We start from the raw sequence: 20,923 nt of genomic DNA, 5'->3' as shown, positions 1-20,923 counted from the left end.
ACATTCTTATTTCTCAAATCATACACATATAATAACAGGTCATCCGCATATCGTTTTTATTATTTAGCGGATAGAAATAATTTGATGAGGTTTTTGATTTTAAGAATAATAATATGAATAAATACTTTTTTTCCGCGGTACTTCTCATGGTGATTGCAGGGTGTAAAAAAGACTCTGTAGTTCAGCCAATACCAGTGCCGGTACACCCGTTAATGTTCTATAAGGACCTGGGAAACTTTGAAGTGAGTAAAGGCCATTCCCTAACCCTTGATATTGACAATGATGGTATTTCTGATTGTTCGTTTTCTGTTCAGCTGGTCGGAGACCCGATCATGAAGGTTGATAAATTGCAGTATTATGTTTTTTCAAGGATCAAACGCAACCTGTTGAATGATCAGAATGACGAGTCTCCCATGCTGAACAAATATGATTTGATCAAAAATGAGCACCCCGGGTATACCTGGTACGAACTTTCTTTTATTTTATTAACACAAAAGATTATAAGCGATGGGGGCAACACATGGTTAGGATTATGGAAGAATGCCGACCACAAATACCTGCCTTTTCAAATTGTAAAGGATAATAATTTATTTCATGGCTGGATAGAACTTTCCCTGAATACTGTTACAGGTAAACTTATACTGCACAGGTCAGGTATCAGCACAGAGGCCAATAAGGAAGTAAAAGCTGGTTATTAATTTACTATAGGCCTGCAAAAAGTGCAGGCCTCTATTTATATCTGGTTATTGCTGAATATTTGTCTGAGGAATAATAGAGCTGGTTATTTTACGTAAACAACCTTTTCCTTTTTAGTAGTAAACCTACCTATAGATTGTGTAAAGTCTGAAAGCCCAGCTGATACCAACAGTGACCTTACCTGGTCTGCTGCATCTTCCTTTACGGCTATCAACAGGCCACCATTAGTCTGTGGGTCAGGTAGCAGGTTGAACGCTTCCATAACATCAACACCTTTCTCAAACTGCACCTTGGTGCTGTAGCTGTTCCAGTTTCGGGAAGTGGCATCCGGAATGCTTTTCAATTTGATGTATTCATCAACTCCTTCAATCTTTCGCAATGAATTATACTCAAGTTCCACACTCAGACCGCTGCCTTCTGTCATTTCCACCAAGTGACCTAGCAGGCCAAAGCCTGTCACATCAGTCATGGCATGAACACTTTCCAGTTTGCCCAGGTCAGCACCAGTTTTATTTAGTGTACTCAATTGCTTCACCAGTGCGGGGTAGTGTTCATCCTTCAATAATTTTCTTTTCACAGCAGTAGCCATAATGCCAACACCGATTGGTTTGGTAAGGAATAGAATGTCTCCATCCTGCGCCTTGTTATTTTGCTTCAGTTGTGGCAAAGAAACTGTCCCTGTTACGGCCAGCCCGAATATAGGATCGCTGGAATCAATGGTATGACCACCCGCCAAAGGAATACCTGCTTCGGCGCAGATAGATCTGCCTCCTTCCAATACTCTTTGTGCAACTTCTGCAGGAAGCTTTTCAAGAGGCCAGCCTAATACGGCAATAGCCATCAGTGGGGTGCCACCCATAGCATATACATCGCTTATGGCATTGGCAGCAGCGATGCGTCCGAAATCATATGGATCATTGACAATAGGTAGAAAGAAATCCGTTGTCGAAATAACAGCCATTTCATTATTCACCTGATACACGGCCGCATCATCATTGCTGTCATTACCTACCAGCAACTGTGGGAAATTGGTTGTATTAGGAGTATGAACGATCTGTTGTAAAACAGAAGGAGCGATTTTGCAACCGCACCCTCCACCTTTTGAGTATTCTGTAAGTTTATATTCCTGGATCATAATTTATTTATTCAACTTTCTTTTAAAAAGAATGGCGGCATTGGTCTGCAGGTCTGCACTGAAATTTACATGGTACTTCTTGTCTCCATCAGTTACTACCAGCAACCCTGTATTGGGAGGTAAAGTTCCAAGGTTTTCTGCCACCAGGATGATCTCAATGTTTTCTACATTGGGAAGGTGAATTGTCTTTTTGGTAGCTACGGCTGTAAGCTTGTTATTGGAAATAATGTTCTCTCCATTAACATACACAGAGATAGAGTCACCATCAACTACTCCATTATCATAAAAAGCCAGTACTACGCTGTCTGAAGTTATTTCTATTGCTTCCTGCTGCCTGTTATTTCTTTGTGTATATGGGATGGTTGTTGGTAATTGAGGGGTGAAAACGGGTGCAGCAGGTGCTTTTTTATTGCCGGCCACAGAAGCTTCTTTTATCAAAGGCTTTGATGGCGCAGGTTCATTGTTTTTTGGTTCAGCAACAACACCAGGTTTTGAAGTCTTTTTTACCTCAGCTCTTGCCGTTGATCTTATTTCTATGCTGGCAGGAGATGTTGCTGTTTTATTTTCCGGTTGGGTTTTAATTTTTTCTTCCTTACCCTGGACTTTTGCTACAGTTTCCTGGTAATGTGGTTGAGAGATGATATTCAGCTCCTTCAATTGTCCTATAAGTGCAGAATGAGTGCTGTCGTTATCCAGTCGCATTTGCACGCCCCCATGCAATGCATAATAGATCTTGGTTCTGGTAGTTGACCATGTGCCGTTAGCAGCCCTAAGAGTATCTTCATTGTTAAGACGGATCGTATTGATCTGTTTTACGCCTTTTGCAGGTGACTCCGGAAAGTTATTCACCAGCATCTTATCATCTTCAATAACAAGAACATCTCCCTTCCGTGTGGCTTTGACCCTTTTGACCCCATAGTAAAAAGTATCATTCACAACAAAGGTGGTATAGGAATATCCTGTGATCTTTCCCCGGTATTCACTGAGTGCTAATTCATAACGTTGTTCTTTTTTAGTGCTGTCATTTACCAGTGTTCCGGTGTATAATCCACTAACTACCTGGGCTGAAGAAAAGAATGTTGAAAGTGCAAGGAGAATAACTAAAGTGAATCTCATAGGGTTTGATATTGGTTGAGCAAAGCCTGTGTGTTGGTATTGGTTACTTTTTCACAGGGAATCTTATTTAATAACGCTTTTACGTCTTGCCGATTGTGCAGGCTTTTAAAGTATAGCTTATCATAATACTGAAGCAATATTCTAAAAGCCTCCCGTATATTTCCTTCTTCAAGATAAGCAATTGTATTTTTTGTTTCAAGCCCGCCCAATCGCTTAGTTATACGCAAGGTAGCATCCATCAATTTTTGAATATCTCCCCGCCCATAGTCTTCAATCAAATACTCCAGTCTTTGTTCAAAGGGAATATCAAGGAAATAAACCGGCGCTGTCCTCATGTTTTCCCATAGGTGCATGGGAATATTTAAATTGCCTATTCGCTGGCTTTCATCTTCCAGCCATATAGTTGGATAGAGGAAATGCTCGTCCTGCCCTGTTTCTCCCACCATTTCCAGTAATTCCATTGCCAGCTTATTCTCAAACATTTCCTGTGTAGGCTGAGGTGGCATATGAATGCTGCCAAATGCAGAACCCTTATGGCAGGCAAGTCCTTCAAGATCTATTACCAATTGACCCTGGCTTTTTAATTCCTGTAAAAGCAGTGTTTTTCCAGACCCTGTGAAGCCCCCCAGGATGCTAAACCTGTACGGCCGCGTAAATGTTTTCAACACATAATTGCGGAATGCTTTATAGCCTCCCGCCAGGGTAGTGACCTTGAAACCATATAGATTCAGTAACCAGGAAACAGCCCCGCTTCTCATACCACCACGCCAGCAGTAAACAAATATTTGCTGGCCTGTAAATGAACCCGAAGGAGGTTTCCCGTGCATGTCGGCAAGTAAAGATTCTACCCTTTCTACCATGGGCCTCATCTTAGGGCCAAAGTAATCAAGGCCTATTTTAATGGCTTTTTCCCTGCTTTCCTGTTTATAAGCCGTGCCCACAACCGCCCTTTCTTCATTGTTGAACAAGGGAAAGCTAACGGCTCCCGGAATATGGGCATGTTCAAATTCAGCAGGAGAACGAACATCAAGTATCAGCTGTCCTTTTATGGCATTTAAAAACTGATTGATATGTACGCGGTTTGTCTGCACCGGGCAAATGTATTCTGTATTGGTTTAAAATAAAATGCCTCCCGGCGGGGAGGCATTACTATTAACAAAAAGAGATTAATTATCTTTTACTTTGGTTCCGTCTTCGTCTTTCTTGATCACTTTATCTTTTGTTTTGATCTTGATGTCGCCGTCTTTTTCAGTTTTCACTTTTATATCATCAGTCTTCATCTTGGTTTCATCACTGTCATTTTTCCACTTCACATCATAATCTACCCAGTTCTTATTGGCACTATCTTCAAACATTACTTTATTATTCTGCAGTTTGGCGCGACCTAAGCGGCTACCTTCTCCATCATATACCCACCAATCACTATTATCAACAAAAATGTACCGGGTAACTGGTTCGTTGGTTTCTGCATTTGTTTTTTTACCAGTAGTCTTGTCAACAGAGATCTTAATGGGCTTACCGGTTTTTACATCCATGTATTTCCCTGCATCGCTGTTGCGTTGAAAGGTATCTGCCATAGCTGTATAATCACTACTGGAAGTAGTGGTTGTTGCATCTGTTGTACTCGTCGTGGTAGTTGTGGAATCTGTTGTTTCGCTTGTAGTGCTGTCGTTATTACAAGCCATAAATCCCAAAGAAAGAAAAGTAATAAGGCTGAAAATTAGTTTCTTCATAATTAAAGTTTTAATTCAGCCTTACTATTTACAAAAATAGGACCTCATGAGTGGGGAAGCGGGCTTATCTGTTCATTGAGGCAAGAAATTCCTCATTGCTCTTAGTTCCCCGCATGCGCTTTAGCAACTCATTCATTGCCTCTTCTGTGTTCATATCATTCAGGTAAACCCTTAAAAGGTTCATCCTCTGTAATACATCTCTTTCCAGTAACAGGTCATCACGACGTGTAGATGAAGAAACAAGGTCAATGGCGGGGAAAATGCGCCTGTTGGCCAAACGGCGATCCAGTTGCAATTCCATGTTACCTGTACCTTTAAATTCTTCAAAGATCACCTCGTCCATCTTTGAACCGGTGTCTATAAGGGCGGTAGCTAGAATGGTGAGTGAGCCGCCGTTCTCGATCTTACGGGCAGCACCAAAAAATTGTTTAGGCTTTTGCATGGCATTAGCTTCTACGCCACCAGATAATACTTTACCTGATGCGGGCGCTACAGTATTGTGTGCACGTGCAAGGCGGGTAATGGAATCCAACAGGATCACCACATCATGACCGCACTCTACCAGACGTTTGGCTTTTTGAAGCGCAACTGTAGAAACCTTTACATGTTTTTCAGCAGGCTCATCAAAAGTAGATGCAATAACTTCTGCTTTTACACTACGTTCCATGTCTGTCACCTCTTCAGGCCTTTCATCAACCAGAACAACCATAAGGTAGCATTCAGGGTGATTAGCTGCTATGGCATTGGCCACTGCTTTCAACAACATGGTTTTACCCGTCTTTGGCTGGGCCACTATCAATCCACGTTGACCTTTACCTATCGGTGTGAACAGGTCCATGATCCTTGTTGAATAATCATTGGGGTTGGTGAAGAGGTTTAGCTTTTCATGAGGGAAGAGCGGTGTCAGGTAATCAAAAGGAACCCTGTCACGAACTTCTTCCGGGCTTTTGCCATTAATGGTTTCAACCTTTAATAAAGCAAAATATTTTTCCCCTTCCTTTGGAGGACGTACAGATCCATAAACAGTATCACCTGTTTTAAGACCAAATAATTTTATTTGTGAAGGAGATACATAAATATCATCGGGAGAAGAAAGGTAATTGTAATCAGAAGACCTTAAAAATCCATAACCGTCAGGCATCATTTCCAATACACCTTCAGCCATGATGATACCATCAAACTCAATATTGAAGGTTTGCTCCCGGCGTGGAGGGAAGAACTTATTGATCAGGGGAGTAATAGTTCTCTCAGGTGTATTATCTACCTGGCTTTCTTCCGGGGTATTATCTTCCTGCTCTTCTTCCTCTTCATTTTGCTGTACCACAGGTGCAGCTTCTATTGGCATCTCAAGCTGTGGCTGTTCTTCGCTTCTTTTACGGATAGGTTTTTTTGCCACTTCCTTTTTAGCTGGTGCCGGAGCTTTCTTTGCATGCTTTTTAGCTGCTTCGGGCTCAGCTTCCTGTGTATCTTCAACAATAGCTTCTTCTGTAGAATTAGCTGTAGATGCCTTTACTATTCTCTTACGCTTGGGTTTTTCTGTTGATTCAGCGCCCGTCTTTTTTTGACTGCTCATAACTGCCTGTTTATCTAGGATTTTATAAATGAGCCCTTGCTTATCGAGCTTCTTAGGATTATCAATTTTTAAATCTTCTGCAATGTCCAGCAGTTCTGGTACAAGCATATCGTTCAACTGCAAAATATCGTACATAGAAACTGTAGTTTTTGATACTAATCAGAATAAAACCAGTCTGTTTTCTAAAATGATTTGATTAAGAATGAAGTTTGAAAGTGGTGTTGTGAGTAATATAGGAATGAGCTCTCAACTGTTTCCGCTGCAAGTATACGGCGAAAAAGGAAAAATCAAAAATTTTTATTACCCTGCAATATAGACAAAATCAGTTCCTTTTAACAATTAATACACTCGGCCACATTGTTAAATTATTTCACATACAACTGCAAATACCAGTGTGTTTGTATCAATTGGACCATGTTATCCTTTACCAGCAATAAAAGGTTTTTCAATGAAAATCCTCCTGCGGATTCACAGGAAATGAGTACAACCAATGATTCAACAATTATCTTTGCGGCCTTCGGTGCAAGCCTGTTGCAGCGGTCAAAACAGAAACTATGTTTAATAAGAGAACCAGGATAAAGGAGTTACTTACGTCGGAACCCCAGGGGCAAACTGTTACAGTAATGGGATGGGTGCGTACTTTCAGGAATAACCAGTTCGTGGCGCTTAATGATGGATCTACCAATGCCAATCTACAGGTAGTATTGGAGTTGGGCAGGTTTGATGAAGAACTGTTAAAAAGGATCACCACCAGCGCTTCTCTTAAAGTAACAGGTAAGGTGATTGAATCCATGGGCAAAGGGCAGAAGCTGGAGGTGAAGGCAGATGAAGTGGAGATATTGGGAGATAGTGATTCAGAGAAATACCCCCTGCAACCTAAAAAACACAGCCTGGAATTTTTAAGGGAGATCGCACACCTTAGGTTCCGCACGAATACATTTGGTTCTGTGTTTCGCATTCGTCATTCGCTGGCTTTTGCCGTGCACCAGTTCTTTAATGATAAAGGATTTGTTTACCTGCATACGCCAATAATCACTGCCAGTGACGCTGAAGGTGCCGGTGAAATGTTCCGCGTCTCTACCTTGCCGTTTGACAATCCACCCAGAAAAGAGGATGGCAGCATAGACTTTTCGGAAGATTTTTTCGGCAGGGCCACCAACCTCACTGTGAGTGGTCAGCTTGAGGGGGAACTGGGAGCAACAGCCTTTGGAGATATATATACATTCGGACCCACCTTCCGGGCCGAAAACTCCAATACGGCCAGGCACCTGGCTGAATTCTGGATGATAGAACCAGAAATGGCTTTTTATGACCTGGAGGATAATGCAAACCTGGCAGAGGAGTTTATTCAATACATCATTAGATATATAATGGATAAGCACGCAGATGACCTGGAGTTTTTGCGTCAGCGATTGCTGGAAGAAGAAAAACAAAAACCACAAAATGAGCGCAGTGAGCTTGACCTGATACAAAAGCTGAAGTTTGTTACCGAGAATAAATTTGAGCGCATCACTTATACTGAGGCAATTGACATTCTCTTACAATCCCCTGCCTACAAAAAGAAAAAGTTCCAATATGATGTGAAGTGGGGCATAGATATGCAAAGCGAGCATGAGCGATACCTGGTTGAAAAGCATTTTAAAAAGCCAGTGATAGTGACCAATTATCCAAAGGAGATCAAAGCATTTTACATGCGCCAGAATGATGATGGAAAAACAGTTGCAGCAATGGATATACTGGCACCTGGCATTGGCGAGATAGTGGGTGGATCGCAAAGAGAAGAACGCATGGATAAGCTAACAAAACGCATGGAAGAAATGCATGTGCCGGCTGAAGAATTGTGGTGGTACCTTGATACACGCAGGTATGGTACTGTGCCACATGCTGGCTTTGGTCTTGGCTTTGAACGCATGGTACAATTTGTTACCGGTATGGGTAATATCCGCGATGTGATAGCCTTCCCAAGAACACCTAAAAATGCAGAGTTTTAAAAAACAGGCTAACTGTTAACCGGGTTAATGTTCAGGGAACGCCATTATTGGGATTGTTACTTTTTGTAGAACTTCAGAAGTATGTGTACGGTAAAATAACCGCTCTATTATATTATGCTTATGGGGTAATACAATGAGCAGGTCTATATGATGGCTATGTATATATTTTTCAATTCCACTAACGAAGTCCTCATTGCGAATGGTTTGATGCTGGGGGGTTAACTCAGGTAAAAGGTCTTTTATCCCGGGAGATTCTTTCCCGGACACCTGCACATGTATCACGTGTAAACGTGCATGGAGTGCTTGTACAAATTCACGGATCTTTTGTTCAGTACCATTAAGCCCGGAGCCATCATAGGCGAGGGCAATATTTGAAATGGGTGCCAGGTTTTCCTTGTCAGGTACAGCAATCAATGGGCAATGGGCATGTTTAATCAGCGATAGGGTTGTGCTGCCAAATAAAATCCTTTCCATGCCGGAAGCCCCATGCTTACCTACCACTATGCACATTGGTCGGATGTCACTGCAAAGGCTGTTGATCTCCTCAGATATATTGCCCAGTCTTCCTTCATAGTCTACCTCAGTCCCTGGGAAATTTTTTAGCAATAACTCTTTTGACTTTTCCAGTCCTTTCTCCGCAGCATTCTTCATTTCTTCCACCGATACAAGCAACACGGGTACATCACTCATGCTAACAGGGATCTGGTAAATATGCACCAGGTGTAAGCTTGCTTTTATAGTTGTGGCAAGGCGGGCGGCGTAAAGCATGGCATTGTCGGCAGCAGGAGAAAAATCAGTTGGGACCAGTATCGTTTTCATCTCAAATAAGTTTATTGTAAAAGCCAGGCACGTATCGATTCTCTAAATCTTCATTACTGAAAAATTACAAAGATTTGATGGCATTAAGCGGTATCAATATGGAATCGCCCCCTGATTTTCATCATAGGATTATTAAAAACCTACCAACATGAACAGAATAGAAACCAGTAATACTGGTAAAAAACACCAACGTCTATGCGCTCCGCATATTGACATGACACCGATGGTGGACTTGGGCTTTCTGCTTATTACTTTTTTTATTTTTACTACCAGCATAGCAGAGAGTAAGGCTACTTCACTCTTTATGCCCGCCGAAGGAAAACCTACGCCCTTTCCTGCATCAAAAGCTTTCACCATCATTCTTTCCGGTAACAACGAGATTTATTATTACCAGGGAAGGTGGGAAGATGCCTTGAAGGCAGGGAATTTAGGCAGAACGGGCTACGGTTCGGTTAACAGCATAAGGCAGGAAATTCAAAAATGCCAGAGAAGGCCTGGTACTAAAAAGGAAGATCTAATGTTGCTTATCAAACCCTTGTCCGGAGCCTCCTATCAAAATATAGTTGATGCACTGGATGAAGCGATGATCAATAATGTGCAACGGTATGCTATAGTGGAAGCCAATCCAGCAGAAAAACAGTATATTGAAAGTAGGATACATAAATAAGGTGGCTGTAATGGGTGACCTTGAGCAATTAATTTGATGTATGCCGCTCTGTTACTACATTTGATGCCCCATAAATCATTCTATATGAATATACCGGTAGTAGATCTTTCTGATTTTTTAAGTGATGATAAGGACCGTAAGGAAAAGTTTGTAAAGGAATTAGGCAAGGCTTATGAAGAGGTAGGCTTTGTAGCCGTGAAAAACCATGGCATTCCCGACGACCTTATAGCAGACCTGTATAAAAATGTGCAACAGTTTTTTAAGTTGCCTACCGAGAAAAAGGAAAAATATGAACGAAAGGACCTGGCTGGCCAGCGTGGCTATACTTCATTTGGAAGAGAACATGCCAAGGGCTTTGATGCACCGGACCTGAAGGAATTCTTTCAATATGGACAAACAGTAGAAGATGGAGAAGCTGTTAAAGATGATTATCCGGAAAATGTTACCGTTGAAGAAGTGCCAGCGTTTACTCCTACATTATACAAGGCATACCGCAATTTTGAAAAATCAGGTAAGGCTTTATTGCAGGCCATTGCTATATACCTTGGCCTTGATGAACATTATTTTGATGAATATGTTCATAACGGGAATTCTATCCTTAGAGCCATTCATTATCCTCCAATCAATAGTGAGCCTAAATCTGCCATCAGGGCAGAGCAACATGAGGATATTAACCTGATCACCCTGTTGGTAGGTGCATCCGCTGACGGTCTGCAAATACTTACAAGGCAAAACGAATGGGTGGGAGTAACATCCTTACCGGAACAAATAGTGGTTAATGTAGGAGATATGCTACAGCGACTTACCAATAACAAGCTGCGTTCAACCACGCATCGCGTAGTAAATCCTCCAAGGGAGCTTTGGGGTACATCCAGATTCTCTATACCTTTCTTCCTGCACCCTAAAAGTGAAATGAGTCTCGCAGGACTTGATAGCTGCATAGATGCATCACATCCGAAAGCCTATGAAGACATTACAGCCGGTGAGTATTTAGATGAAAGATTAAGAGAAATCGGCTTAAAGAAATAATCAACTGCATAAATATTCTAACAAGAGGTTTAGCCAGGTTAAAGGGCAAGCCTCTTTTTTTGCGTTTATTCCACCCAAAGTCACAGGTTGATAAATTCAAGTTAAGTACTGGTGATCACAATAATAGCTACCTCCTGTCTGAGGCATAGCTATAATATATATTCTCATTCATTCCCCATTGGTTCTACGTCTTAACCGCGATGTGAACGGGTAACTATAGCTTCATTGGCGATTAGATATTAATAGAAAGAATGGACGGAGCGGATTAAATAATACATTAAATAAATTACCAGTACCACTTATCCCGGTTAAGCGCCAGTCTTAACTTTTTTAATTAATTCTATTTGCATCAACTAATTGATAATCAACTAAAAGAGTTCCATATAGTTCTATGTCTTAAGCAATTACCATAAAAAATATGGTACTATAGTTTGCATAGTACCAAATAACATCATAGATTTGTATTGTCAATCAAATTCAACATATATCCGCTGAACCTACCGTCCCTGGATGACCAGGGACGGAGGCAAGGCAAAAAGAGAGGAAACATGAATATTGAAAATACACAAAGCCAGATGCGGAAAGGAATACTGGAGTTCTGTATTCTCTCCATTATTCGCCGGGGAGAAGCCTACCCCAGTGATATAGTGGAGGAAATGAAGGCTGCCAACCTTCATATACTGGAAGGAACCTTGTATCCCTTATTAACCCGCTTAAAGAATGCCGAGATGCTCACCTACCGATGGGTAGAAAGCAATTCGGGCCCTCCGCGCAAATACTTCCTGCTGACAGAAAAAGGTGAGGCCTTTTACAAAGAACTGGAGCAGACCTGGCAGGAATTATCGAACGGAGTAAATGCACTCGCCAACAAAAAAGAAGACAGCAGCAATTCAGAAAACTTCAACCAAAGCTTTATATAATGAAAAAGATCATCAACATAAACTTATCTGGCAGGGTGATTCCTATTGAGGATTCTGCGTATGAAAGTTTGCAACGATATATAGAAAGTTTGCGCCGCTATTTCGTTAATGAAGAAGGCCGCGATGAAATTATAAATGATATTGAAAGCCGTATAGCGGAGTTAATGAATGATAAGATCCGGAAGGGCGCAACCGCCATCACTGATGGTGACATACAGGAGATCATTACTTCCATGGGACGTATTGAGGACTTTGAAGAGGTAGATGCAGCAACCGGTGGCACCGGTACTACAGGTTCTGCACAAACCTCATCTTCAGCCAGCTATGCACAAGCCCAGGTTAAAAAGCCTAAAAGCAGGTTGTACCGCGATGCCAGCGATAAATTATTAGGTGGTGTTTGTTCAGGTATTGCCAACTACATGAATGTTGATCCTGCAGTTGTTAGGTTATTGTTTGCTGTAATCACATTTGGTGGCTTTGGATTTGGGTTTCTGATATACATTTTATTGTGGATCATTTTACCGGTCCGTGACCTTGACGCCTATGAAGGCAAACGCTTATTTCGTAACCCGGATGATAAGGTGATCTCTGGTGTTGCCGGTGGACTGGCTGCTTATTTTGATAAGCCAGCCTGGGCCATACGTATGATCTTTGCAGCGCCACTGTTATTGAACATCGTATTCGGTGTGATCAATTCCATATTCTTTATATCTCACAGGGATATCTTTCCTAACCTGTTCATTGGTTCTTTCACAGGCACTTTCTGCCTGGCCTATATCATCCTCTGGATCGTTTTGCCCGAAGCCAACAGCCCATTTGAAAAGATGGAGATGAGGGGTGAGAAAGTGGACGTGAACAGGATTCGTCAGAATGTAAAGGAAGGCATGAGCGATTTCAAGACCCGCATGGAAAGCTGGGGTGAGGAAGTAAAAACTTCAGCGCAACAACTTAGCGCAAGAGCAACTGATTTTGCCAACACAAGAGGACGCACATTTGCCGGTGAAGTAGCTGAGACAGCAAGGCCTGTAGCCCGCGGAGCGGGACATATCATTGGCGTACTTTTTAAAGCTTTCTTCATATTCATAGCCGGTTGCATCACCCTTGGATTATTTGTGGGCTTGATGGTGATCATATTTGGAGGTGTGGCTTTCTGGCCAATTAATAACTTCCTGTGGACATCCGGAATTCAAAAAGCCCTTGCCTGGGGAACGCTCTTATTCTTCATTGGTGTGCCCATTGTAGGTTTTATGACCTGGCTGGTACGCAGGGTTGTAAGAGTGCGTTCACGTAACAGGTACCTGGGATGGACCTTCGGTGGATTATGGACAATAGGCTGGGTTTGTGCTGTATGTTTTGCAGCCAGTATTGCCAAGGACCTGAGGGTTTACGACAGAACAAACGCTATTGAAGTTCCGGTGACTTCAACCATGAACAAGCTCACGGTGAAGGTGAACGAACCTGAGATTCGCTACAGTGGCAATGTATGGTGGATACATGATGACAATGCAGGATGGGATATTTCAGATAATACCATGAAGTATAACAACATTAAAATACGCCTGGAAAAAAGTGATGATTCTGCTTACCACGTTAAATATTATAAATACAGTGCTGGCAGAAACCTGGCAGATGTTCAAAACAGGGCTTCACAGACTATATTCAATATTGCCGCACAAGACAGCACCCTTAACCTCGGAAGTGGATTAACCATAAACAGCAGCAGCAAGTTTCGAGGACAGGGAGTGATCGTAGAGGTTCAGATACCCGTAGGTAAAAAGATACGTTTCGATGAAACGCTTGAGAATGCTTACAGTCCCTGGGTGGTTAGAAGATCGGTACAGTATCGTAACTGGGGAGGACCACGCTACCGTGTTGACTGGGATAATGATGACTATTTTGACTGGAATGTGAACCAGGATTACATAATGACCAGCGATGGTAAATTAAGAAAACCAGAGGAAGTCATTCTTGATCAAAAAGGTGTAAGAGATATAAAAACAAGTGCAGACAGCCTGAAAATGAAAATAGATGAAAGAGAAAGGCAGAATGAAAAGGACAGGCAGCGCCTGGAGCAAATACAGGACAGCGGTACAGAACAAAACACTACAAAAGTAAAAGCAAAGGACGATAAAGAAACCTTTACTCTTATTACTATGCCTTTTGTGCCCCTGGTGATCTGAGTCAATTCGGTTGAAGTTATCCGCAGCTAGCGGATACCTTACGGCTCCCAATTCTTTGGGAGCCTTTTTATTTATACAATCCGTCGTTGGGTGATTATTGCCCGTAGTTGGAAATAGAAATAAAAAAGATTTAACCTTATAGCCCCCATGAACCTGTTTATTAAATACAGGTAAATGAAGCTTCAGACTTATTTTTGCAATCCTAAATTTAAAGCATGAAGAATACGCCCTTTACAGACAAACACATTGCGCTGGGTGCTAAAATGGCTCCTTTTGCAGGTTATAATATGCCAATCAGTTATACCAGCATTAACGAAGAACATCAAACGGTTCGTAAGAATGCAGGTGTGTTTGACGTAAGCCATATGGGTGAATTTATGTTGAAGGGAGAAAATGCTTTGGACCTGATTCAACGTGTTACCAGCAATGATGCTTCAAAGCTAACTGCTGGCAAGGCACAGTATAGCTGTCTTCCCAACGAAGAAGGCGGCATTGTAGATGACCTGTTGATCTATTGTATAGAAGAGAATAAGGTCTATATGATCGTAGTCAATGCCAGTAATATCGAGAAGGACTGGAACTGGATACAAAAGCAAAACAAGAACAAGGTCGAGATGCACAATATCTCTGATGATACTTGCCTGCTGGCCGTGCAGGGTCCTAATGCCACCAAAATCTTACAGCCATTGACAGATATGGATATCATGAACCTCAAGTACTACACGTTTGTAAAAGGTCGATTTGCGGGAGTGGATAATGTGTTAGTGAGTGCTACAGGATATACCGGAGCAGGAGGAGTGGAAATTTATTTTGAGAACAAAGGTGATAATGCAGACAAGATCTGGAATGCCATTTTTGAAGCGGGCGGTCCACAGGGATTGAAACCAATAGGCCTGGCAGCAAGAGATACTTTACGATTGGAAATGGGTTATTGCCTGTATGGAAATGATATTGATGACACTACATCTCCGCTGGAAGCTGGCCTGGGATGGATCACTAAGTTTTCAAAAGATTTCACTGGCAAGGAATTTTTGGAACAGCAGAAGCAGGAAGGAATAGAAAGGAAACTCATTGGCTTTGAAATGATCGATAAAGGCATTCCGCGCCACGGTTATGAAATAAAAGACCATAGTGGTATGCTGATAGGATATGTTACTTCAGGCACACAATCTCCCAGCCTTGGCAAGGCTATTGGAATGGGTTATGTGCGTAATATGTTTGCCATTATCGACACTACTATATTCATTAAAGTGAGGGATAAGCTGTTGCTGGCTAAAGTGGTAAAAGTTCCATTTAGCTAACATGTAACTACTAATGATCATTAGCCTGCTATCACCTCATACTGAACAAAACCGAAATGTCCTTTATCCACTTAACAATATTTATTGAAGCACCGCCTGAACGTGTGTTCGACCTTGCAAGGAGTGTGGATGTTCATAAATACTCCATGACAAGCTACGGGGAACAGATCGTCAAAGGAACCATGACAGGTTTGATGGGCCTCAATGATGAAGTAACCTGGAAAGCAAAACATTTATTTCGTGAACGTGTATTGAGAGTAAAAATCTCTGAATTAAAACGTCCGGATTATTTTGCTGATGAACAAGTAGAAGGCGATTTCAAACTGATGAAGCACGAACATTACTTTAAGCCGGCAAAGAATGGAACGATCATGATAGATCAGTTTCGTTTTGAAACAAAAAAGGGTTGGATCGGTAAATTGTTCAGCCAGCTCTATTTAGAAAAATACATGACAAGGTTGCTGACAGAAAGGAATAATATGATCAAAAAAATAGCTGAAAGCAACCAGTGGAAACAATTCTTGGAAAAATGAAAAAACCATCTTTATATACTGTCCTCTCCCCTGCTTTATTGCACCTATATGATGTAAGTAATACCGTAGTTGTGGTTATTGATGTATTAAGGGCCACATCCACCATTGCCACTGCATTATACAACGGTGCCAAAGAGATCATTCCTGTTGACAGTGTTGAACGTTGCATACAACTGGGGAAAGAACTGGCATGTATCACAGCTGGTGAAAGAGATGGACAGATAGCGCCAGGCCTTCAATATGGTAATTCTTCTTTTGAATATCCTAAGGAATTTATTGCTGGTAAAACATTGGTGCTTACTACCACCAATGGTACCAAGTTGTTGCATATGGCCCTGGCTAAAGGAGCCACAGAGATCATTACAGGGTCCTTTCTTAACCTCTCCGCGGTTTGTGACCACCTGTTGCAACTGAATAAAAATGTAATACTGGGATGCGCTGCCTGGAAGGACAGGGTGAATATGGAAGACAGTTTACTGGCAGGAGCTGTAGTTTCTCGTGTAAAACATCATTTTGATGTTAACTGTGATGCTTCGCATATGGCTGAAAACCTATACCATATGGCTAAAAATGACTTGTATGAATTTATGAAAAGCAACGATGCTTCTCATTACCACAGGCTCACCAATTTTGGGTTGGAAAGAGATATCCGCCATTGCCTCACCCCCGACCTGGCCAATATTCTGCCTGAATACAGTAATGGCAAATTGATAATTCAGCAATAAGGATAATCATATTGTTGATTACAGTGGAAAACATTCCATTTTTATGGTTTTAACATAGACCCAACGGTATTATCCGCACTTAATACAGCATTTTTATAGTATAAATTTTAACGGAGAAATATTCAAATCTTTATGGTATTCTGCTAAGGATTCCGTTACTTTTGCCAATTGGCCTTTTCTGAACGAAAATGCTTTATTGAGTGTGATGGAGGCATCCTTTATTGTTGTTTCTACCCCCATCTTTACTCAGTGTTTTGATTTGAAATCCTAAATCAGAAATTACTTTGGCTTTACCATACTTATTAAAATATGTATACACACATGGAAGTGATGAAGTGATTCGTCGCGGAAAGAAAATCCATGCTGTAGGATATGTGGAACTGGTGGAAAATGATCCCCTCTTTGGGTCTGCGGTTTTCCGTGTGAAAGATGATAATTACTCGACCTTTTATAAAGTAAATGTATCGAATTACAAAGACCCGAGGTCTTTATCACTTCGGTGTGCATGTCCTTATAATTTAGGAGATATATGCAGGCATGAAGCTGCGGTTTTGATCAGGTTGCAGGAAATGATAGATAAAGGAATGCTGGAGTCTGACAATGTAATGTATGACCAGCGCCATACAGTTGCGAAAATGAAAACAATCGATCTGAAAACGGTACAATTGTTATCATCACCGGAAATTCTTTCAGAAGCAGAAGAGTACCTGAAAAACAACAAACCTGTTATTGATAGCGCTAAAGAAGAAACAGTTAAGGCCACAGTGAATTTGGATGGTCAGGATTTCTCGGTTATTATCCGTAAGAATGAAGAACGCAATTTTGACACCAGCAGTGATTACCAGGACACGGAACATTTGCTGGGTCTTCCAAAAGTGATTGTTTTTCTGCACCTGCTCTATACCAAGGGTCAGCAATATTTTGAAACCATTCGTAACTGGGACAAAGAAAAGAATAAGTTACTGGAGGCTTATGGCTATACATTAAAGGATGATCTGAAAGGAAAGTTTGAATTCAACTATAAAGATGGGAAGCCTTACCTGCGTGTTTTGGATCCTTCTATAAAAAGGATTGCTGCACCATTACCAACATCAAGACCTCAGTTTGAAACAATAACTGCCGTAATAGAAAAAGAACCTGAAGTGCGGGAACAGGTGATTACTAAAAGGTTGGGAGTTGTTTTTAATTTCAATAAGAATAGTTATCCATTTTTCACCACAGACCTTGTGGAAGGTGAAATGGATGAAGAGAACAACTTCACCGGGAATGTTCAAAAGCTGGAGTTGGGCAAGTATGTGAATATTGATGCCTACAACGATGAAGACAAGGGGCTGTTATTACTGGTGCGCAAACTGCAGGACCAGGAGATCAATAAATATGTGAACCGCAACTCTCCTTTTAGCGGTATTTGGGAAAATATCATTCACCATGAAGATGATGAATTGCCTGGCGAAACAAGAGGGCTGATAGCAGAATATTTGTTGCCAAGGTTAAAGAAAGTGGTCTCTGAAAATGGTAATGTTCCAGCCTATGTTTTAGCCAAAGGAAAAACGTTTAAAACAGCGAACCTGGAAAGGGTGGAACTAAGTTCCAGGCATATACTACCCCAATTCAATGTAACGACCAATGGTAAGAATTTCGAGATAGAGTGTTATGTAAAGCCGGATGCCGTACCATTTGGATTGCAGGATAATGAGGTGCAGTCTGCGCTTCTGTTCATGTATAATCACCTGCTCTATATATGGGACAATGCTGAAGCTGTGGAAACAGCGGAAAAGTTTTTACCAAATGGAGTAATGAAGATAAAGGCAGAGGAATGGCCCTCCACGCTAAGTAAACTTGTTATGTCTTTGACCAAGGAGTATAAAGTAGACTTTGAGAAATCTTTGGTATCAGAGATAAAAGATGGGGAACCTGAAGTAAAATTATTCCTGCACGAGAAAGGTGAATACCTGGTGTTTCAACCCATATTCAGCTACAAGGGATTTGATACAAAAGCAAAGGACAAGTATGAAATGATCATTCCTTACCAGGATAAGGTGATCGTAGTATATCGTAACCGTGAAGCTGAATTACGTTTCCTCGAGAAACTTCAAACACTTCACTCCAACTTTATTTCTTATGATGACGGCGCTGCACTGGCATTGAAAGGGTCAGATGTATTGAAGAATAACTGGTTCTTTCTTTTTGTTGATGCCATGAATGAGGCCAAAACACCTGTTTATGGTTTTGAAAGCCTGAAGAACTTCCGCTTCAATACTGCCAAGCCCCAAACACATATATACATCAGCTCCCATACCGATTGGTTTGATGCAAAGGTGGACATCATCTTTGGTGATCAGAAGGTGAGCGTCGCAGAAGTAAAGAAAGCCTTGGCCAATAAGCAGCAATTTGTGCAACTGAATGATGGTACACTGGGCATATTGCCTGAAGAATGGCTAAAGAAATACTCCTTACTTTTCAGGGTGGGCGAAGGTCGTGCAGACAAGTTGAAGCTTAGCCGCTATCACCTGAGTGTTATTGATGAATTGTACGAAAACAGGAACGAGGAAGAGCTGACCATAGAGCTGGAAGAGAAATACAGCCGCATCCGTGAATTTGACAAAATAAAAGAAATAGAAGCCCCGCAAAACCTGCAACCTATTCTGCGTCCTTACCAGGTGGCTGGGTACCAATGGTTGAACTACCTGAACGAAGTAAGCTGGGGAGGTATACTGGCTGATGACATGGGATTGGGTAAAACTGTCCAGGCCCTTTCTTTTCTGCAGCATTATTATGAAGAGCATGATGGCGACTTGAGAGCTTTGGTTGTTTGCCCTACAACGTTGATCTACAACTGGGAAAATGAGATCAAGAAGTTTACTCCTTCGCTGGAATATTATATTCACCATGGTTCCATACGTAACAGGAACATTGAAGAACTAAAGAAGCACCACGTCATCATCACTACCTATGGCACATTGCGTAGTGATATCAAAATATTTACACAGATTCCTTTGGACTATGTCATCCTTGATGAATCGCAGGCCATAAAGAACCCTGCCAGTAAGGTGACCAAGGCTGCTTCCCTCCTTCATGCCAAAAATCGTTTGTGCATGAGTGGTACTCCTTTGCAGAATAATACGTTTGACATATATGCCCAAATGAATTTCCTGAACCCCGGCATGTTGGGTTCTATGGAATTCTTCCGACAGGAATTTGCTATTCCCATTGATAAATTTGGGGAAACAGAACAGAAGGAGCATTTGAAAAAGATCCTGTATCCATTTATTCTGCGCCGTACCAAGGAGCAGGTAGCTAAGGATCTGCCTGATAAAACTGAAACGGTATTGTTCTGCGAGATGGAGCATGAACAGCGCAAGATCTATGATGCTTACCGCAATGAGTTCAGGGCAAGGATCATGGGCACAATAGAAGAACAGGGTATACAAAGATCACAGCTGACCATTTTACAAGGATTGATGAAGTTGCGCCAGATATGCGACTCACCTGCTATTCTGAATGAGCAGGAGAAATTTGAGAACCACTCCATAAAGCTGGATGAACTGGCAAGAGAGATCACGGAGAATATAGGCAACCACAAGGCATTGATATTTTCCCAATTCCTTGGTATGCTGGCACTTATTCGTCAAAAACTGGAGCAGCAGGGAGTGAAATACGAATATTTTGATGGCAGCACATCGGCACCTGACCGTGAAAAAGCCATACAGGCTTTCCAGAATGACGAGGAAACAAGGGTATTTCTGATCTCGTTAAAAGCCGGGGGTGTTGGTCTGAACCTGACTGCTGCCGATTACGTGTATATCGTTGATCCCTGGTGGAACCCTGCCGTTGAGCAACAGGCCATTGACCGTACGCACCGGATCGGGCAAACGAAAAATATCTTTGCTTATCGAATGATCTGTAAGGATACTATTGAAGACAAGATCATGCAGCTACAGGAAAAGAAAAGATTACTCGCCAAAGAGCTTATATCTGATGATGCCACTTTTGTGAAAGCATTAAGTCGTGAAGACGTCGAATACTTGTTTAGTTAAACCAATTTTTTATTTGGCGCCAAAGAGTATGTGCATCTTACGGTTTTTAGAAGGGTCTTTGGAAAAAAGGGTTAACAGGTTATTTGTTCTGTCAATATAACCCATGCTTGTAAGGTCAGCCGGCTGGTAGTTATTATAAAAGCCCAGTAAGAGGCTGTCACCTTCAATTTTATACGTGCCTGCATATAGATCGGCCCTATTGCTGGATGGATCTTTTCCAAAATAATCAAAGAAGTTGTTTTGCCTTAGGTTGAGGTAGTAATCGCCTTCCTTTGCGGTTAGTACAATTGGAGATTTTCTTTTATCTCTCGTTTCTCTTTTTACTTCTCTGCTACTGGACCTTTCCGGTGTAGAGCACGAAAGAGATAAAAGCATGATAATTACAAAGCTGCACCAGGAAAATAGCCTATTCATAAGTGTACAGTTGCAATTTTATTGCCATTATTAAACATGAACTTATTCTATTAT

Annotated in this window: 17 protein-coding genes; 10 read left to right on the top strand and 7 right to left on the bottom strand. The window is 41.6% G+C overall.

The genetic code is table 11. The annotated features are described in order from the left end of the window. Window positions 1–113: 113 nt before the first annotated feature. Window positions 114–698 carry a hypothetical protein gene (locus BUA53_RS14155; RefSeq protein ID WP_072836040.1) on the top strand — a complete coding sequence of 195 codons (585 nt, stop codon included), beginning with the start codon at window positions 114–116 and terminating at the stop codon, window positions 696–698. 83 nt (window positions 699–781) lie between these two features. Here the strand turns inward: BUA53_RS14155 and selD are convergent, their stop codons facing one another. The 5 genes from selD to rho form a co-directional block, all read right to left on the bottom strand. Further along, window positions 782–1,831 (bottom strand): selenide, water dikinase SelD, encoded by a 1,050-nt coding sequence (selD, locus tag BUA53_RS14150; RefSeq protein ID WP_072836039.1) that lies wholly within the window; start codon window positions 1,829–1,831, stop codon window positions 782–784. Window positions 1,832–1,834: 3 nt separating this feature from the next. Then, entirely contained in the window at window positions 1,835–2,947 is a 1,113-nt protein-coding gene (locus tag BUA53_RS14145) for a hypothetical protein (protein WP_072836038.1), read from the bottom strand. Then, window positions 2,944–4,038, bottom strand: a complete 1,095-nt coding sequence (gene mnmH, locus BUA53_RS14140; protein ID WP_072836037.1) for a tRNA 2-selenouridine(34) synthase MnmH — start codon at window positions 4,036–4,038, stop codon at window positions 2,944–2,946. Before mnmH ends, BUA53_RS14145 begins: the two co-directional genes overlap by 4 nt. A 75-nt stretch (window positions 4,039–4,113) precedes the next feature. Beyond that, complete coding sequence (locus BUA53_RS14135; protein WP_072836036.1) at window positions 4,114–4,680, bottom strand: hypothetical protein; 567 nt, start codon at window positions 4,678–4,680, stop codon at window positions 4,114–4,116. 64 nt (window positions 4,681–4,744) lie between these two features. Then, window positions 4,745–6,388: a transcription termination factor Rho gene (rho, locus tag BUA53_RS14130; protein WP_072836035.1), complete on the bottom strand. Its 1,644-nt coding sequence runs from the start codon at window positions 6,386–6,388 to the stop codon at window positions 4,745–4,747. Between the two features lie 419 nt (window positions 6,389–6,807). Between rho and asnS the strand changes: the two genes are divergently transcribed. Then, on the top strand, window positions 6,808–8,244 hold the full coding sequence (gene asnS, locus BUA53_RS14125; RefSeq protein ID WP_072836034.1) for an asparagine--tRNA ligase: 1,437 nt from the start codon (window positions 6,808–6,810) through the stop codon (window positions 8,242–8,244). Between the two features lie 24 nt (window positions 8,245–8,268). On the opposite strand, the gene BUA53_RS14120 is transcribed toward asnS, so the two are convergent. After that, window positions 8,269–9,063 (bottom strand): universal stress protein, encoded by a 795-nt coding sequence (locus BUA53_RS14120; protein WP_072836033.1) that lies wholly within the window; start codon window positions 9,061–9,063, stop codon window positions 8,269–8,271. A 148-nt stretch (window positions 9,064–9,211) separates the two neighbouring features. Between BUA53_RS14120 and BUA53_RS14115 the strand changes: the two genes are divergently transcribed. The 8 genes from BUA53_RS14115 (at window position 9,212) to BUA53_RS14080 (ending at window position 20,455) form a co-directional block, all read left to right on the top strand. After that, the gene (locus BUA53_RS14115) at window positions 9,212–9,730 is read left to right on the top strand and encodes an ExbD/TolR family protein (protein ID WP_072836032.1); all 519 of its coding nucleotides are present in this window, start codon (window positions 9,212–9,214) and stop codon (window positions 9,728–9,730) included. 84 nt (window positions 9,731–9,814) lie between these two features. Beyond that, a complete protein-coding gene (locus BUA53_RS14110; protein ID WP_072836031.1) occupies window positions 9,815–10,759 on the top strand; it encodes an isopenicillin N synthase family dioxygenase in 945 nt (314 codons plus the stop codon). 548 nt (window positions 10,760–11,307) lie between these two features. After that, window positions 11,308–11,679: a PadR family transcriptional regulator gene (locus BUA53_RS14105; protein ID WP_072836100.1), complete on the top strand. Its 372-nt coding sequence runs from the start codon at window positions 11,308–11,310 to the stop codon at window positions 11,677–11,679. Then, window positions 11,679–13,859: a PspC domain-containing protein gene (locus BUA53_RS14100; RefSeq protein WP_072836030.1), complete on the top strand. Its 2,181-nt coding sequence runs from the start codon at window positions 11,679–11,681 to the stop codon at window positions 13,857–13,859. Before BUA53_RS14105 ends, BUA53_RS14100 begins: the two co-directional genes overlap by 1 nt. Before the next feature lie 215 nt (window positions 13,860–14,074). Beyond that, the gene (gene gcvT, locus BUA53_RS14095) at window positions 14,075–15,160 is read left to right on the top strand and encodes a glycine cleavage system aminomethyltransferase GcvT (protein WP_072836029.1); all 1,086 of its coding nucleotides are present in this window, start codon (window positions 14,075–14,077) and stop codon (window positions 15,158–15,160) included. 56 nt (window positions 15,161–15,216) lie between these two features. Next, window positions 15,217–15,693: an SRPBCC family protein gene (locus tag BUA53_RS14090; protein WP_072836028.1), complete on the top strand. Its 477-nt coding sequence runs from the start codon at window positions 15,217–15,219 to the stop codon at window positions 15,691–15,693. After that, window positions 15,690–16,418, top strand: coding sequence for a 2-phosphosulfolactate phosphatase (locus BUA53_RS14085; protein ID WP_072836027.1), 729 nt, complete (start codon window positions 15,690–15,692; stop codon window positions 16,416–16,418). Before BUA53_RS14090 ends, BUA53_RS14085 begins: the two co-directional genes overlap by 4 nt. Before the next feature lie 284 nt (window positions 16,419–16,702). Then, window positions 16,703–20,455, top strand: coding sequence for a DEAD/DEAH box helicase (locus BUA53_RS14080; RefSeq protein WP_072836026.1), 3,753 nt, complete (start codon window positions 16,703–16,705; stop codon window positions 20,453–20,455). Between the two features lie 9 nt (window positions 20,456–20,464). On the opposite strand, the gene BUA53_RS14075 is transcribed toward BUA53_RS14080, so the two are convergent. After that, window positions 20,465–20,869 carry a hypothetical protein gene (locus tag BUA53_RS14075; protein ID WP_072836025.1) on the bottom strand — a complete coding sequence of 135 codons (405 nt, stop codon included), beginning with the start codon at window positions 20,867–20,869 and terminating at the stop codon, window positions 20,465–20,467. Window positions 20,870–20,923: the final 54 nt, after the last annotated feature.

Origin of the sequence: Flavisolibacter ginsengisoli DSM 18119, assembly GCF_900129295.1 — a bacterium.
Taxonomy (GTDB): domain Bacteria; phylum Bacteroidota; class Bacteroidia; order Chitinophagales; family Chitinophagaceae; genus Flavisolibacter; species Flavisolibacter ginsengisoli.
The sequence above is the reverse complement of the archived record's forward strand: the minus strand, read 5'-3'. Positions and strand labels throughout refer to the sequence as shown.